Raw genomic sequence first — 15,302 nt, 5'->3', positions numbered from 1 at the left:
ATGGTTATCCGCCAGGATTATTGAGCAAGCGCCGCAGCACGGGTGACCAGATCAGGATCAATCACCGTCTTGTATTTTTCGTAAATCGGCATGACGGCTTTGCGGAACTGCGCTTTATCCACATCGGCATTAATGGACACGCCTGCCTCCATCAGTTTCTTCTCGATCTGCGCTTCGCTCTGGATCAGGAACTGACGTTGCTCCTGCACCGACTCACTAGCCGCTTTCTGGAAGATGGCTTTTTCATCAGCCGATAAGGTGTCCCAGACCCGCCCGGAAATCACCAAAGGAATCGCCACATACACGTGCTCGGTTCGGGACAGATAAGGGGCCGCTTCGTAAAAGCGACTGGTATAGAACAAGGCCGTGGGGTTCTCTGCACCATCAATGGTTTTTTGCTGCAGGCCGGTAAACAGCTCCGGATACGCCATGGAGGTGACATTCACGCCCAGCGCCTGCCAGGTATCCACATAAATAGGACTTTCCGGCGTACGCACTTTCATGCCGCTCAGATCCGACAAACTGCGGATTGCGTGCTTGGAGTTATACAGATTCCGGAAACCGCCATGCCCCCAACCCAAAATTTTCAGGCCGGACTTTTCCAGATCTGCTTCAATCGGATCCGTGAAACTGGAGTCCAGGGTTTTGAAGGCGGTCTGGTAATCCTTGAACAGGTAAGGCAGGTCAAACACCATCGCTTTTTTCTCGAAGGTGCCCAAGGTGAAGCTGGCAAGCAGGCTCATGTCCACCGTACCCAACTGCATGCCTTCAGCCACATCGCGCTCGCCACCCAGTTGAGCACCGCCCAGCACCTGGACCTTGATGGCCCCCTTGGTTTGATCCTCCACTCGCTTGGCAAAATTCGTTGCCAGGTGGTGGTACATATCTTCGTTCTGCTCTACCGAAACGTGGGCAAGCTGTAATGTTCGCGGGCCTTTGCTTTCATGCTTTGCCGTATCGCCCGAACCGCCCTTGCCACATGCGCTCAGTGCGCCCAGCATCGCCAGAACCGCGATTCCCACTCGTGTCATTCGTTTCATGATCGTCCCCCTGCATCCTGTGGTATTGAATTTCTGTTCAGTTTTATTTGTGTTTCAAGCCAGCCCTGATCGGGCTTTTTTTGCTTGTTGATGCTGCCCATACGCAAAGGCATGGGCAGCTTTCCTGTAGCTCGCTGTTAAAGCGGGACTGCTTACACCGCTCTGGATTCTTCCTCTAGGGAACGGCGGGTTTTCATATTGAAGCGGCCTTCATAAATCGCAGGCTGGCGGGTGGTCGGCCCCATGTACTGCACGTACAGAATCTCGCCGTCTTCCAGGGTCGTCAGTGCGTGCTCGTAATGCGGGTCCGGGTGAAACACCATGGTGCCCTCGCCGTAGATCACGCCATTGATCTCGAACTTGCCCGCCAGGATGTACCAGATCTGGGCAAAGTAATGGCTGTGCAAAGGGTGCCCGGAACCCTTCAGATACTTCACGACCCCGGCGTTGGGAATGGTGGGGTCGTCTTGCGTGGGGTGGAACATCATCTTGGTGAACTGCCCTTCGTAGCGCAGGTTGTCCCACTCCAGATCATCCCGATGCTTGACCGCCATTTCCCGGTGAGCTGCCGTCAGCGGGCCACCAATGCCACCCGGATTCAGAATCGGAGCCAAGGTAATTGGATCTATTTCACTCATCACTTCCTCCTTAAAAACCAAATTAACAAAATGGGATCCCGTTTTGCATGAAATGGATTCTATCAGGACGATGGCACTGGAATATTCGTATTTACCCGGTACGTTTCTACCAGGCATAAAAAAACCCCACCTGCTTCAAGGCAGGTGGGGTTTTTACAAGCAGAACTAGTGCTTAGCGGTCCAGTTGCGACACATCACGCACAGCACCCCGGTCAGCCGAAGTGGCCAGCGCGGCATAGGCTTTCAGTGCTTGCGACACAACGCGCTCGCGGTTCACTGGCTTCCAGGCCTTGGAGCCACGCGATTCCATTTCGGCACGGCGTGCGGCCATTTCTTCATCGCTGATAGCCAGGTGAATACGACGGTTGGGGATGTCGATCTCGATGGTGTCGCCATCTTGCACCAGGGCGATATTGCCACCCTCAGCCGCTTCAGGTGAAGCATGACCAATCACCAGGCCGGACGAACCGCCGGAGAAGCGACCATCGGTGAACAAGGCCGAGCTTTTGCCCAGGCCCATGGATTTCAGGTAGGAGGTGGGGTACAGCATTTCCTGCATACCAGGGCCGCCTTTGGGGCCTTCGTAGCGAATGATGACCACATCGCCTGCCTTGACCACGCCGTCCAGAATGGCAGCAACGGAATCGTCCTGGCTTTCGTAAACACGCGCCGTGCCGGTGAAGGTCAGAATGCTTTCATCCACGCCAGCAGTTTTCACGATACAACCGTTGATGGCCAGGTTGCCGTACAACACGGCCAAGCCACCGTCTTGCGAATAAGCATTAGCCTTGTCGCGGATACAGCCCTTGGCACGGTCTGTGTCCAATTCCTGGTAGTAACGGTCCTGGCTAAAGGCCACTTGCGTTGGGATACCACCGGGGGAGGCACGGAAAAAGTCACTAATGGCTTTGACGTTGTCGCCTTTGACGTCCCAACGCTTGATGGCTTCACGCAAGGTGCCACTGTGTACGTTGCCCACATCCAGGTTCAGCAAGTCGGCCCGGGCCAGTTCGGCCAGAATAGCCATGATGCCGCCCGCGCGGTGCACGTCTTCCATGTGGAATTCGGGGGTGGCGGGAGCCACTTTACACAGGCAAGGGACGCGACGCGAGATCTTGTCGATATCGGCCATCGTAAATTCCACACCGGCTTCCTGAGCTGCGGCCAGCAAGTGCAGCACGGTGTTGGTGGAGCCGCCCATGGCCACGTCCAAGGTCATGGCGTTTTCAAAAGCCTGATAGGTGGCGATGTTGCGTGGCAGAACGGATTCGTCGTCTTGCTCGTAGTAGCGCTTGGCCAGATCCACGATCAGGCTACCAGCACGCTCGAACAAACCTTGGCGACGAGCGTGGGTGGCAACAATGGTGCCGTTACCGGGCAAGGACAGGCCCAGCGCCTCGGTCAGACAGTTCATGGAGTTGGCGGTAAACATGCCCGAACAGGAACCACAGGTCGGGCAAGCGCTACGTTCAACAGCTTCAGCCTGTTCATCAGTGACGTTAGGGTCAGCGGCTTGAATCATGGCGTCCACCAGATCCAGCTTCTGTACCACCGTCTTGCCATCTGGCGAGTAGACCTTGCCCGCTTCCATCGGTCCGCCCGACACAAACACCACAGGGATGTTCAGGCGCATGGCGGCCATCAACATGCCAGGGGTGATCTTGTCGCAGTTGGAGATACACACCATGGCGTCAGCACAGTGGGCGTTGACCATGTATTCCACCGAGTCGGCGATCAGTTCGCGCGAAGGCAGGGAATACAACATGCCGCCGTGGCCCATCGCAATACCGTCGTCCACCGCAATGGTGTTGAACTCTTTTGCCACACCGCCGACCGCTTCAATTTGACGGGCAACCAGCTGGCCCATGTCTTTCAGGTGTACGTGACCCGGTACGAATTGCGTAAAGGAGTTCACCACCGCAATGATCGGTTTGGAGAAATCCTCGTCTTTCATACCGGTGGCGCGCCACAGGGCACGCGCGCCGGCCATATTCCGACCGTGGGTCGAGGTACGGGAGCGATATTGGGGCATGACTACTCTCTGAACAGGAAAATTATGTAAAGATACCTATCATAAACGTCCCAAGGCGCTTTGTGCGCGTCAAGGTCGGGAAGGCGTCTTACCGTAGGGCGGCTACCGATCTGGCACCCAGAATCCTTTGCAGCAAAACCCCTTATTTAACAGGAGATATATTATGCCGCAGGCCGTGCCTGACCTTTCCAACCTGCTTCGACAGGACATCCGCTTTCTGGGCAAGGCCCTGGGAGAGGTGATTCGTGATAGCGAAGGAAAGGCGACCTTCACGCTGATTGAAGCCCTGCGCCGGGCGGCTGTCAGTTTCAGACGTGAACACGATCCGCAGCAAGCACGGATTCTGGAAAAAGACATTCCCAAGCTGAACGACGCGCAGGCCCGTTCCGTGGCCCGTGCCTTTGCCTACTTTTTGCACCTGTCCAATATTGCCGAGGACCGCGACCAGAACCGTCGCCGCGAAGAACAAGATCCCGAAAAGCTGCTGGGCAGCCTGCAACATGCCATTCAAACCTTGATGGACCAAGGTTTGAGCGCCAAGAAAATTCGCCGCTATCTGCAAGAAGCCTGTGTGATGCCGGTGCTGACGGCTCACCCTACCGAAGTTCAGCGCCAAAGTACGCTGGCTGTGCATATGGCCATTGCCGATGAATTGAACGGCCTGGATCACAAAGCCAGCGCCACACAATCGGCCCGTACCCAGGAGAAGCTGACCGGTCTGGTGTCCCTGCTGTGGCAAACCCGCATGCTGCGCGACCACAAACTGACGGTGATGGACGAGATCGACAACGCCCTGGCCTATTACGGCTCCACCTTCCTGCCCACCATTCCGCAGCTGTACCACGATCTGGACCGTTTGCTGGAACCGGGCAAGAAAAGCCTGCTGGATCAGAAAACACGTTCCCTGCCCGCCTTTTTGCGCATGGGCAGCTGGATTGGCGGTGACCGCGATGGCAACCCCAATGTGGGCCCTGAAACGGTTGAACAAGCGGTGCTGCGCCAGTCGACACGCGCGCTGCAACACTATCTGGAGCAGATTCGTCTGCTGGGTACAGAAATCTCCGTATCCGACGCACTGAACCGCGTCAGCAAAGACCTGGCGGCCTTGTCGGCCAGCAGCCAGGACCCATCGCCACACCGTGTAGACGAACCTTATCGCCGCAGCTTTATTCATCTGTACGCCCGTATGGCGGCCACAGCGCAGAACCTGCTGGGCCGCGACCTGGCCGATCGCCCCACTTACGCCGCCCCACCCTACGCAAACCCGCAAGAATTCAAGGCTGATCTGCAAATCATTGCCGACTCTCTGGCTGAAAACAAAGGCGGCGCCATTGCCGGCCTGCGCTTGAACGAATTGATTCAAGCTGTGGAGGTTTTTGGCTTCCATCTGGCCACTTTGGACCTGCGCCAAAGCTCGGACGTGCACGAGCGCGTACTGGACGAACTGTTCCGCGTGGCAGGCACGCTGTACAAGGACGAACCCGTCAATTACCGCCAACTGTCCGAAGAGGACCGCATCACTTTGCTGCGCTCGGAGTTGCGCCACCATCGCCCCCTGGTTTCGCCCTGGTATCGCTACTCGGAAGAAACCGAGAAAGAACTGTCCATTCTGCGCAAAGCCGCCGAATGCCGACGTCGCTTTGGTGCGCGTGCGCTGGAACAAACCATTGTGTCGCACACCGAAACGCTCAGCGATTTGCTGGAAGTGCTGGTACTGCAACAAGAAACCGGCCTGATCGTGCCCAACTCCAACGAGCCGGAGCATCAAGGTCTGATGGTTGTACCGCTGTTCGAGACCATTCCTGACTTGGAGCGTGGCCCGCAAATCATGCAGGAATGGCTGGATATGCCTGAAATCCGCCAGCGCGTGCGTCACGCTCAGGACAGCGTGCAGGAAGTGATGCTGGGTTATTCGGACAGTAATAAAGACGGTGGCTACCTGACCTCCAACTGGACGCTATACCGTGCCGAACGTGAATTTGCGCAGGTTTTCTCGCGCCGCAAAGTGCGTTTGCGCCTGTTCCACGGACGTGGCGGTTCGGTAGGCCGAGGAGGTGGTTCCAGTTTCGACGCTATTTTGGCGCAACCTCCAGGCACCGTGAATGGTCAGATTCGTCTGACCGAGCAAGGCGAGATGATTCAAGGCCGCTACAAGGATGCGGACGTGGGCCGCTGGCATCTGGAGCTGTTTGTCGCTGCCACGCTGGAAGCCAGCCTGGGGTCACGCAAGGGCTCGTCCAATGACGACGAACATCTGGCTGCGTATGGTGACGCCATGGCCTGGATGTCCGAGCAGGCTCATCAAAGCTATCGCCAACTGGTCTACGGTACGCCGAACTTTGATCAGTACTTCTTCCAGTCCACGCCTATCAAGGAAATTGCTGGCCTGAATATCGGCTCGCGTCCTTCCTCGCGCAAGGCCACGCAAAGCATTGAAGACCTGCGCGCCATCCCCTGGAGTTTCTCCTGGGCGCAATGCCGTCTGCCTATTCCAGGTTGGTACGGCATGGGCACAGCCTTGAACCGCTATCTGGAATCGGGGCTGCCCAATGATGGCCTGAACCGCGCCAAACGTTTGGCCCAACTGCAAACCATGGCGCGCGACTGGGCCTTCTTCCGCACGCTACTGTCCAATATGGAGCAGGTGCTGGCCAAGACTGACCTGGATATCGGCCTGAAATACGCCGGTCTGGTCGAGGACGAGGAACTGCGCGAGACCATCTTCACGCAAATCCGTGACGAGTTCGAGCTGACACACCGACTGTTCCGTGAAATCACCGGCCATGAACTGCTGGCGCACGATCAGGCTTTGCAAGATGCCCTGGCCGAACGCTTTGCCTACATTGACCCGCTGAACCACTTGCAGGTGGAACTGCTGCGCCGCCATCGCCGTCAAGGTGAAAAGGCCCACAAGCCCACACGCAGCGGTGTGAACAAGCAACACGTCATTCACCTGACGATCAACGGTATTGCGGCTGGCCTGCGTAACTCGGGCTAAAGCGAAACCATGGAAATTGGCTCTATTAATTACTTTTATAAATAAGCTAATTTCCAAAAGAAGTTAAGAGCGTACAATAAGCCATTACTACGCTTTCTGAAAAAGGCGTGATCCCTACCGGGGTCACGCCATCTGGCTTATGGCGCTTGCAATCATCCTGGGAATTCTGACTGGCCTGTCGCTGGGCCTGACTGGCGCGGGTGGCGGTATTTTGGCCGTGCCCGCTCTGGTGCTGGGCATGGGCTACAGCATGACAGCGGCAACACCGGTAGCCTTGCTGGCTGTGGGCGCCGCCGCCCTGGTCGGCGCACTAGATGGTTTGTACAAACATATCGTGCGCTATAGAGCTGCCATGTTCATGGCCGTTACAGGCGCTTTGGTCACGTCTTTGGGCGTACGCATCAGCCATGCCTTGCCGGAAAAAGTGCTGGTAACGCTGTTTGTCGCCATCATGCTGTGGATTGCCACCAAAATGCTGCGTCGTCCGGCGGCAACGGCCCATGCTCATACACCCTGTTGTCTGAACCCGGAAACCGGCCGCCTGCGCTGGACACCAGTAGGCACCGCCACCCTGGCTTCCATTGGTGCCGTAGCGGGTTTGTTTTCAGGCATGTTGGGCGTGGGCGGCGGCTTTCTGATCGTGCCTGCCCTGAAACGTTTCAGCGACCTGTCCATGCATAGCATTGTGGCTACATCCCTGATGTTGATCGCCCTGATTTCCCTGAGCGCGTCGGCCATGAGTCTGGCACACGGGGCGGAGATTCCCCTTAGCGGCTGGGTTTTTGTGGCCTCGGCCATGGGTGGCATGGTGATAGGCCGACAACTGGCCCCTCATATTCCTTCTGTGCGCTTGCAACAGGGTTTCAGCATCCTGACCGCTGTTGTGGCCCTGTCCATGCTGGCACGTACCTATCTGTTTTAAGCCGCGATTCTGTACACGCGCTCAAGCAACAACGGATACATGGCTTTGAGCCAAGCGCCGCGCTTGGCTCAAAACTGCACATGCTTTACTCGCAGATACTGCCACCACCGTCTTGCGGATTCAGACGGTAATCGCTGAAAGAGCCGCCCTCACGCGGACGCACGGCGACAATGCGCTGAACAATATGGTCCGGATCTGCCCGGAAACCATGCTCATACGCCACGATATCCAGGTCCGCACACCAGCGCAGCAGCTCCCCCGGCTGCAACAGAAAGTCCGGATTACGCGGCGTGTTGTATTGCTCGTTGCCCACCCCAAAGGTTTCATAAACCAGCACCCCACCTGGCTCCAGGCTCTCCAGCAAGGTCGGCATCAAGGGACGCCAAAGATACTTGGTCACCACCAGGGCATTGAACTGGCGCCCGGCAAAAGGCCAGGGGCCGTTTTCAATATCAGCCTGGATGATTTCCCCGTAAGGCGAGGTCGCTGCCACGGCTTCTGGATCCCGATCTACACCGATCACGGTATTGCCGCGCTCGGCCAACCAGCGGGCATTGCGCCCCCGACCACAGGCCACATCCAGGACCGTGCCCGGATTCGGAATCAAATGGGCCCATGCCTGTAACCAGGCGCTGGCCTGTCCCCTGTCGTTCATCCTTACCCCTTTGCTAAGCAGACAAAACGCCCATGGTAACGCAGCAGTGGGCAAGCTCAAGCACAGCACTGGCCTGGGCTACAATTGGCCCCGATTCCACGCTATTTTTTTGAGGGTGTATGAAAGTTCTGCTGCAAAAACCCATATTGCTGATGGCCGTTCTGTGCCTGCCTTTATGGTTTGTCTACGGCAACTTCATCCTGGCCGCTGCCACCTCCATCCTGATCGGGATGCTGGTGGGCATGATCCGCACCCTGCACCAAGTGACCCAGGCCAAGAAAGCCAGCGCCAAGAGCGCCGCCCCGGCTTCTTCCGAGACACCTAACGACAAGCCCAACTGACGCCATGAACGTACTGTCCGCCCCTGCCCTGCCACACGGTTTGCCTCCCCTGTCCGAGGAACTGAAGAAACACGTTGCACAGGTTAACGATTACTTGCTGGACCGCATTGCCGATGAAGGCGGTTTCCTGTCTTTCGACCAATGGATGCATCATGCGCTGTACGCCCCGCATCTGGGCTACTACACCGGTGGCAGCACCAAGTTTGGCAGCAATCAGCCCACGGGCGACTTTACGACGGCCCCCGAACTCTCCCCCCTGTTTGCTCAGACCTTGAGCCGTCAGGTCATGGAAGTGCTGGAAGGCAGCCAATCCCTGTCCATTCTGGAGTTTGGCGCGGGTAGCGGCGCTTTGGCCGAAGCGCTGATTACGGAGCTGCGCAAGCAAGGTATCGAGCCGCAGTATTCAATTCTGGAAGTATCGCCTGATTTGCGCGCGCGTCAGCAAGAGCGTCTGGCCCCCCTGCAAGCACAAGTGCAGTGGCTGGACAGCACACCGCACAGCTTCAAGGGTTGCGTGGTAGCTAATGAGGTTCTGGATGCCATGCCTGCCAGCCTGTTCACCTTTGATGTGGCTGGCAAGGTGCTGGAAGTAGGTGTCATTGCCGCAGACGACAGCACGGCCCAAGGCCTGCCAGCGCCTTTCTACCTGGCTACCCGCCCGGCTCCCGACCATCTGGCTTCGCTGGTGGCCGAGCGCGTGGAAGCGCAGCCCTTCTACCTATCCGAGATCAACCTGCAAGCCGAAGCCTGGGTGCGCAGCATGGGTACTTGGTTAAAGCAAGGCGCGGCCATTTTGATCGACTACGGTTTTCCGCAGCGCGAGTACTACCACCCGCAACGTGACAAAGGCACCTTGATGTGCCACTTCCGCCACTTTGCTCATGCCGAGCCCCTGGTGCTGGCTGGCTTGCAGGACATTACCGCCCACGTGGACTTCACCGCCATGGCGGATGCCGCCCTGGAGGCCGGTTTGGATGTGCTGGGCTATACCAGCCAGGCGCGCTTCCTGATGAATTGCGGCATCACCAACTTCCTGGCTTCTCCGCCGGAAGACCCATCGCCCGCCGTGCAACAGCAATGGGCACAGACCATGAGTGCCGCCAACAAGCTGCTGTCTGAAGCGGAAATGGGCGAACTGTTCAAAGTGCTGATTATTGGGCGCGATATTTCAGCCCCAGTGCTGGGCACAATGAGCGGAGATCGACGCGAGCGTCTGTAAAGCGGCCCTTGGGGAACTTCCTGAGGGCATTTCCCTCAAGAGCCATAAGCAGAGATCAGCAAACGGCAGGGTATATACCTTGCCATTTTTACGTAAAGCAACCGCGCCAGAACACTCCCACGAGACACCGCCCCCTAGACGAACACGCACTCAGCAGAAAAGAATAAGCGGCCTATTAGCCGCTTATTTTCTGAGTGTGCACTCTAGGCTGCTCACACATAGACTAAACAGACTGCTCCAAAGCTGCCAATCGAGCTGCGCGCACCGCTTCACGGATTTTGCCTGGCTCGGCCTTGTATCGAGCAGCAACTGCACCGGCATCCACACTGGCCATCACCTTTCGCAAGAAGTCCCATTCCAGCTCTGGAACGTCTTGCAGACAGGCCGCCGCACCGATCAGCTGAGTAAAGCGCTCTGGTTTGCGCAAGGCATCCAACGACTCCATGACTTGCAAGGCAGACTCCACGTCTGCACGAGGCTGCAACAAGGCAGGGCTGGCTAACAGCACTGGCAAAAGACGGGCCTGGTCGCGCCATTCAGAGGGTGCACGAATCTGTTCGGCCACCTGTCCTGGGGTGTCCGAAATATGGCACAGAACGGCAAAGCAGCTTGCCAGATCCAGACGCCTGTCTTTAGCGATCTGAACTTGCTCGCCCACCTGATCGCTGTAGCTCAAACCGGGCATGACACGCTCTAGTGCGCCGACCTCCCGCAGTACCTCGAACATGCGAGCGGGCTGCTGGGCAGATAAACCTTTCGCTATTTCCAGATAGATGCGCTCAGGCACCAGCTCGTCCACTTCACCCTGCTCGACCAGATCACGTGCCAGAGCCCAGGTATCGTCGGCCACGGTGAACTCGGAAAAGCGGGCGGCAAAACGTGCCAGACGCAGCAAGCGTACCGGGTCTTCGCTAAATGCGGTGCCCACATGCCGGAATAGACGGGCCTGCAAATCCGCCAAACCATTCAAGGGATCATGCAGATTCCCCGCCGCATCCACGGCCATGGCATTGATGGTCAGATCACGGCGACGCAAATCGTCCGCCAGGCTCACGTCTGTGCCGGTGTAAAAGGTAAAGCCTTTGTAGCCCCGGCCCGACTTGCGCTCAGTCCGGGCCAGGGCAAACTCTTCTTTGCTATGGGGATTCAGAAAGACCGGAAAGTCGCCACCTACGGGGACAAAACCTCGGGCAGCCAGGTCTTCGGGCCGGGCACCGACTACGACCCAATCCTTGTCACCCGCTGGCAGCCCCAGCAAGGCATCGCGAACCGCGCCACCCACCACATAGACCTGCAAACCTTCCAGAACAGGATCTGGCGGCCCCATCAGGGCCGCCAGCGCTGCTTGCTGTCTGTCATCAAGCATGGACGGGCTCATCAAGGCGAAATCGTACCCAAACGCCCTTTGAGGGACTGCGGCTGACCGCTGAACATCATGGCGTAATAGGTCGCGTTGGAGAGCACGTTTTTCACGTACAAGCGCGTTTCGGTAAAGGGAATGGTTTCGGCAAAAATAGCCCCTTCCACCGGAGTGTTCAAGCGCGAGCGCCACTGGCGGGGACGTCCTGGCCCTGCGTTATAGCCTGCCGATGCCAAGACCTGCGAGCCATCCAGCTGCCCCAGAACCATGTTCAGGTAATTGGTACCCAGCACCGTGTTCACCTCGAACTCGTTCACACGGGAGGGAGAGAAGTCGCGCATATCGATCTTGTTGGCCACCCATTTGGCGGTGGCAGGCATCAGCTGCATCAAGCCCGACGCCCCGACTCCCGAGCGTGCATCGGTAATGAAGCGCGATTCCTGACGGATCAGGCCATACACCCAGGCCGGGTCCAGATTGATGGACTTGGCCTGCTCGGTTACGCGGCCTTCAAAGGGCGCGATAAAGCGCTGGCTGAAGTCGATCTCGTTCTTGGTCAACAGGGAGGTATTCACCACGCGATCATAGATATGCTGCTCGCGCGCGAACTCGGCTGCTGCACGCAACTGTCTGTCGTTCATGCCACGCAAGGCAAAGTTCCACTCGGGTACCGCTTCCGGACGCCAACCCAGCTTGAACAGCTCCACCGCACGCAGCAAGCCCGCATTGGTACGCGCATCCTGCATGTCCAACGGCGTCAAAGGCTGTGGCTGAGGGGGCAAGGACGGTGTCAGACCCAACTCTTCCGTGGCCAGCTGACCGTAGAAGTTCAGATCACCCACAATGGACTGGAACTTGGCACGAGCCTGATCTTTATGACCCAAGGCTTCATGGGCACGCCCCGACCAGTACACCCAAACCGGCTCGGCCTTTTGCGCATCGTTCATCTTGTCGATGGCGGCAGAGACATGCTTCCACTCGATGGTGCCCTGACGCAACTCGGCGCGCACTTGCCAGGCATTGTTGTAATCCGTCATGGGGGTACGACCGGAGCGGCGATACCATTTGGCCGCATCGTCTTCCACCCGCAAGGCACTGATCAGACCAAACTGGCCCCACACCCAATTCAGGTTTTCCTGAGGGATTTTGCCGGCCCAGGTACGGTCGATATAGGCCGCTGCAGCATCACGCTGACCACGACCCAGACGGGACAAGGCCAAGGACACCAGCTCCGGATTGACCGAACTGTTGTTCACATTACGATCCAGCCACTTCTGCGGCGAAGCCATCAAAGCGGTGTAATCCTTCATTTGCGGCGCAGTGAAGATAATCGCAGCCAGGCGGCGGGCCTGGGATGTGCGGTTATTTTCCAGAGCATCACGCATCAGATCACGGACCTGATTCTTGCTGATCACTTTACGGGCGTACAACTGGTCCAGTGCCGACCAGCAGGCCTGGCTTGGAGAGAACGACGCCAGCAAGTCCTGCACATCCACAGGCTGACCGGCCACGTTCTCTGCCGACGCTACTGCACACTTCACAGCCGAGGTAGGGGCGTGAACGGGGGCCAGCTCACGCACCAAAGCATAGTTGCCGGTACGCGCGGCCGCCACAATCCAGTCGGACTTCAGGCGATTTTCCAGATATTCGTCTTGATTGCCGCTCAGGAACAAACGAATTTGCTCATCGGGCACGGGCGTGGTCGTATCCTGCAAAATCCGACGCAAGCGCCAGTATTCGGCGTAAGAACCCAGAACAGGATCATTCGCGGCAACCGGAGCCAGAGCATCGAGCGCCGTCCAGCGCTTGGCCTGCATGGCATCACGGGCGTCAATCAAAGCCTGACGGGCCGTTGGCGGCACAGGCGGGACGCTATCCCAGCGGCGCACGGCTTCTTTGGCAGGCTGCAACACGACAGCTTGCTTGGCAACGGCAGGATCCGGGGAATGGGTCTGGGCTTGCGGCGACTGCGACCCCGCACAGCCGACCAAACCCAGAGCAAACACCACCAAAGCGCTCAAGGGCGGGCGAGGAAGCATGGATGCCATGCCCCAAGCTGGTGTTTTCTGGTACTTTAGCTGGTTGATACCCATAGTGACGGCCTTTAGAAAATCACCCATGATTCAGAACGTAGAGCATAACGCAGCCGCGCTGCGCACGCGACTAAAAGACCTGCGAGCCGGGCAGCCCTCCATCGACACCAACCGGGGCGCTTTGCTGATCCGGGGCCGTCTGTTTACGTGGCTGGCTACCAACCGCAGCCGCCTGCGTGAACAGGGCCGTGCCGAACCCACCACCATTGCCGCTTTCTGGCCTATGGCCCAGGAGCCGGACTTGCGCCCACTGCTGCTTCAATGGGTGGAAGAGGAAGGCATCAATGTCTGTCTGCCCGTTGTCAAAGAGGCCGATGCCCCTTTGAGCTTTGTCGAGTGGACACCCGAGACCGAAATGGAAAAGGGTCGCTACGGCATCGAAATCCCCATTTCCACTAAAACCATGCAACCGGATATTGTCCTGGTCCCCACCCTGGGCTACACCAGACAGGGTGATCGTCTGGGGTATGGCAAGGGTTACTACGACCGGACCTTGGCGGCGCTGAAAGAACAAAACCACGCTTTTACCAGCATTGGTATTGCCTGGGCAGTGGGCGATTTATCCGGCCAGGCCTACCAGCCCGCCCCGCACGACCAACGCCTGGACAGTATTCTGACTGATAAAGGCTGGGCTGTGCCCGCTCCGGAACTATAAGTAACCCGCTACCACAAACTGTTTAATCCAGAACTCTGTTTACCAAGCAGTTGATTAAACCGGGTCAGATGCTGGCTAGTCAGTTCCCCATGAAAAAACCCGCCAAATGAATGTGGCGGGTTTTTTATCGCGACGCGAAGTGCTTAGCGCCAGGTCAGATTCGGCAAGATAGCCATGCTCGCATCTGCCCCGTTCAGGGTGTACATGTGAATGCCAGGAGCGCCGCCATCGAGCAGGTCCTGACACAAGCGTGCCACCACATCGATACCGAAAGCACGAATCGATGCACGATCATCACCAAAATCGGCCAGTCGCAGGCGAATCCAGCGCGGCACTTCTGCACCGCACATGGTCGAGAACCGCAGCAACTGGGACGAGTTGGTAATGGGCATGATGCCCGGTGTGATCGGAATCGTGACTCCTTGCGCCTGGGCTCGCTCAACAAAGCTGAAATACGAGTCCGGGTTGAAGAAGTACTGCGTGATCGCACCGTGCGCACCTGCCTTGACCTTGTTCACAAAGTGACCCAGGTCGTCGCTAAAGCCTGTGGCCTGAGGGTGCATCTCGGGATAAGCGGCCACTTCGATATGGAAGTGTTCGCCATAGTTTTCGCGAATGAATGACACCAGATCGCTGGCATAGCGCAGTTCGCCCGCGTCACCACCCATACCCGAAGGCAAGTCACCGCGCAGGGCCACGATACGTCGTATGCCCTGATCGCGGTAATTGTCCAGCATCTCGCCAAGCTGCGCGGGCGCCGTACCAATGCACGACAAGTGCGGTGCGACATCAAAGCCCAGTTTTTGCAGCAGTGCTACCGCATCGACCGTGCCAGCACGGGTGGAGCCACCGGCTCCAAACGTCATGCTGACATAGGCGGGGTTCAAGCCCATCAAGGACTTGGCGGTGCGCACCAGTTTTTCCTGCGCCGCGATATCTCGCGGCGGGAAAAACTCCAGGCTCAAGGTTTGCTTGTTGCTCATTTCATTAACAATCCCGACAGCAGCCCGGAAACCAGACTGTAGACGATCGCCCCAATCACGGCCCACCAGAAGCCTTCAACCTGGAAGCCTTTGAGGATGGAGCCCGCAAACCAGAACACCAAGGCGTTGAGCACCAGAAGGAACAAGCCCAACGTCACAATAGTGATGGGCAAGGTCAGCACAATCAGCAAAGGTTTGACCAAGGTATTGAGCAGGCCCAGTACCAGCGCAGCGATCAGTGCCGAGCCAAACGAGGCAACCGTAATACCAGGCAGGATGTAGGCGACAACCAGCAGGGCAACAGCATTCAGGATCCAGACAAGTAGCAAAGTCATGATAGGGCTCCAAGAATAGGCGTCCGAAGAC

At 57.6% G+C, this 15,302-nt stretch carries 13 protein-coding genes; 5 read left to right on the top strand and 8 right to left on the bottom strand.

Annotation, left to right across the window (positions count from 1 at the left end; translation table 11 throughout):
• Window positions 1-17 precede the first annotated feature (17 nt).
• From KOE80_RS00145 to ilvD, 3 genes are all read right to left on the bottom strand, one after another.
• Window positions 18-1,040 carry a TRAP transporter substrate-binding protein gene (locus tag KOE80_RS00145; protein WP_226348032.1) on the bottom strand — a complete coding sequence of 341 codons (1,023 nt, stop codon included), beginning with the start codon at window positions 1,038-1,040 and terminating at the stop codon, window positions 18-20.
• Between the two features lie 152 nt (window positions 1,041-1,192).
• Window positions 1,193-1,678: a cupin domain-containing protein gene (locus KOE80_RS00140; protein WP_009462584.1), complete on the bottom strand. Its 486-nt coding sequence runs from the start codon at window positions 1,676-1,678 to the stop codon at window positions 1,193-1,195.
• Between the two features lie 172 nt (window positions 1,679-1,850).
• Window positions 1,851-3,710 (bottom strand): dihydroxy-acid dehydratase, encoded by a 1,860-nt coding sequence (gene ilvD / locus KOE80_RS00135; protein ID WP_026484131.1) that lies wholly within the window; start codon window positions 3,708-3,710, stop codon window positions 1,851-1,853.
• 163 nt (window positions 3,711-3,873) lie between these two features.
• Here ilvD and ppc point away from each other — a divergent pair, with 163 nt between their 5' ends.
• Both ppc and KOE80_RS00125 read left to right on the top strand, forming a co-directional pair.
• A complete protein-coding gene (gene ppc / locus KOE80_RS00130) occupies window positions 3,874-6,708 on the top strand; it encodes a phosphoenolpyruvate carboxylase (RefSeq protein ID WP_060186179.1) in 2,835 nt (944 codons plus the stop codon).
• 139 nt (window positions 6,709-6,847) lie between these two features.
• A complete protein-coding gene (locus KOE80_RS00125; RefSeq protein ID WP_060186178.1) occupies window positions 6,848-7,630 on the top strand; it encodes a sulfite exporter TauE/SafE family protein in 783 nt (260 codons plus the stop codon).
• An 85-nt stretch (window positions 7,631-7,715) separates the two neighbouring features.
• Here the strand turns inward: KOE80_RS00125 and KOE80_RS00120 are convergent, their stop codons facing one another.
• Window positions 7,716-8,285, bottom strand: coding sequence for a class I SAM-dependent methyltransferase (locus KOE80_RS00120; RefSeq protein ID WP_035273583.1), 570 nt, complete (start codon window positions 8,283-8,285; stop codon window positions 7,716-7,718).
• Window positions 8,286-8,404: 119 nt separating this feature from the next.
• On the opposite strand from KOE80_RS00120, the gene KOE80_RS00115 reads away from it, so the two are divergent.
• Both KOE80_RS00115 and KOE80_RS00110 read left to right on the top strand, forming a co-directional pair.
• On the top strand, window positions 8,405-8,626 hold the full coding sequence (locus KOE80_RS00115; RefSeq protein ID WP_009462588.1) for a hypothetical protein: 222 nt from the start codon (window positions 8,405-8,407) through the stop codon (window positions 8,624-8,626).
• Between the two features lie 4 nt (window positions 8,627-8,630).
• Window positions 8,631-9,845 (top strand): class I SAM-dependent methyltransferase, encoded by a 1,215-nt coding sequence (locus KOE80_RS00110; protein ID WP_088451292.1) that lies wholly within the window; start codon window positions 8,631-8,633, stop codon window positions 9,843-9,845.
• A gap of 223 nt (window positions 9,846-10,068) precedes the next feature.
• Here the strand turns inward: KOE80_RS00110 and KOE80_RS00105 are convergent, their stop codons facing one another.
• Window positions 10,069-11,211, bottom strand: a complete 1,143-nt coding sequence (locus KOE80_RS00105) for a tRNA CCA-pyrophosphorylase (protein ID WP_226348031.1) — start codon at window positions 11,209-11,211, stop codon at window positions 10,069-10,071.
• Window positions 11,212-11,222: 11 nt separating this feature from the next.
• Window positions 11,223-13,325: a lytic transglycosylase domain-containing protein gene (locus tag KOE80_RS00100; protein WP_226348030.1), complete on the bottom strand. Its 2,103-nt coding sequence runs from the start codon at window positions 13,323-13,325 to the stop codon at window positions 11,223-11,225.
• Here KOE80_RS00100 and KOE80_RS00095 point away from each other — a divergent pair.
• The gene (locus KOE80_RS00095) at window positions 13,324-13,953 is read left to right on the top strand and encodes a 5-formyltetrahydrofolate cyclo-ligase (RefSeq protein WP_035273579.1); all 630 of its coding nucleotides are present in this window, start codon (window positions 13,324-13,326) and stop codon (window positions 13,951-13,953) included. The genes KOE80_RS00100 and KOE80_RS00095 overlap by 2 nt on opposite strands.
• Window positions 13,954-14,096: 143 nt before the next feature.
• Here KOE80_RS00095 and metF read toward each other — a convergent pair whose 3' ends face one another.
• Window positions 14,097-14,936, bottom strand: coding sequence for a methylenetetrahydrofolate reductase [NAD(P)H] (metF, locus tag KOE80_RS00090; RefSeq protein WP_021447042.1), 840 nt, complete (start codon window positions 14,934-14,936; stop codon window positions 14,097-14,099).
• Window positions 14,933-15,271, bottom strand: a complete 339-nt coding sequence (locus KOE80_RS00085) for a phage holin family protein (protein WP_009462594.1) — start codon at window positions 15,269-15,271, stop codon at window positions 14,933-14,935. The genes metF and KOE80_RS00085 overlap by 4 nt, the downstream gene beginning before the upstream one ends.
• Window positions 15,272-15,302 lie beyond the last annotated feature (31 nt).

The sequence above is a fragment of the Alcaligenes sp. 13f genome, from assembly GCF_020496585.1.
GTDB classification, from domain to species: Bacteria; Pseudomonadota; Gammaproteobacteria; order Burkholderiales; family Burkholderiaceae_B; genus Alcaligenes; species Alcaligenes phenolicus.
Note: the sequence above shows the minus strand (reverse complement) of the source record. Positions and strands in the feature narration are given on the sequence as shown.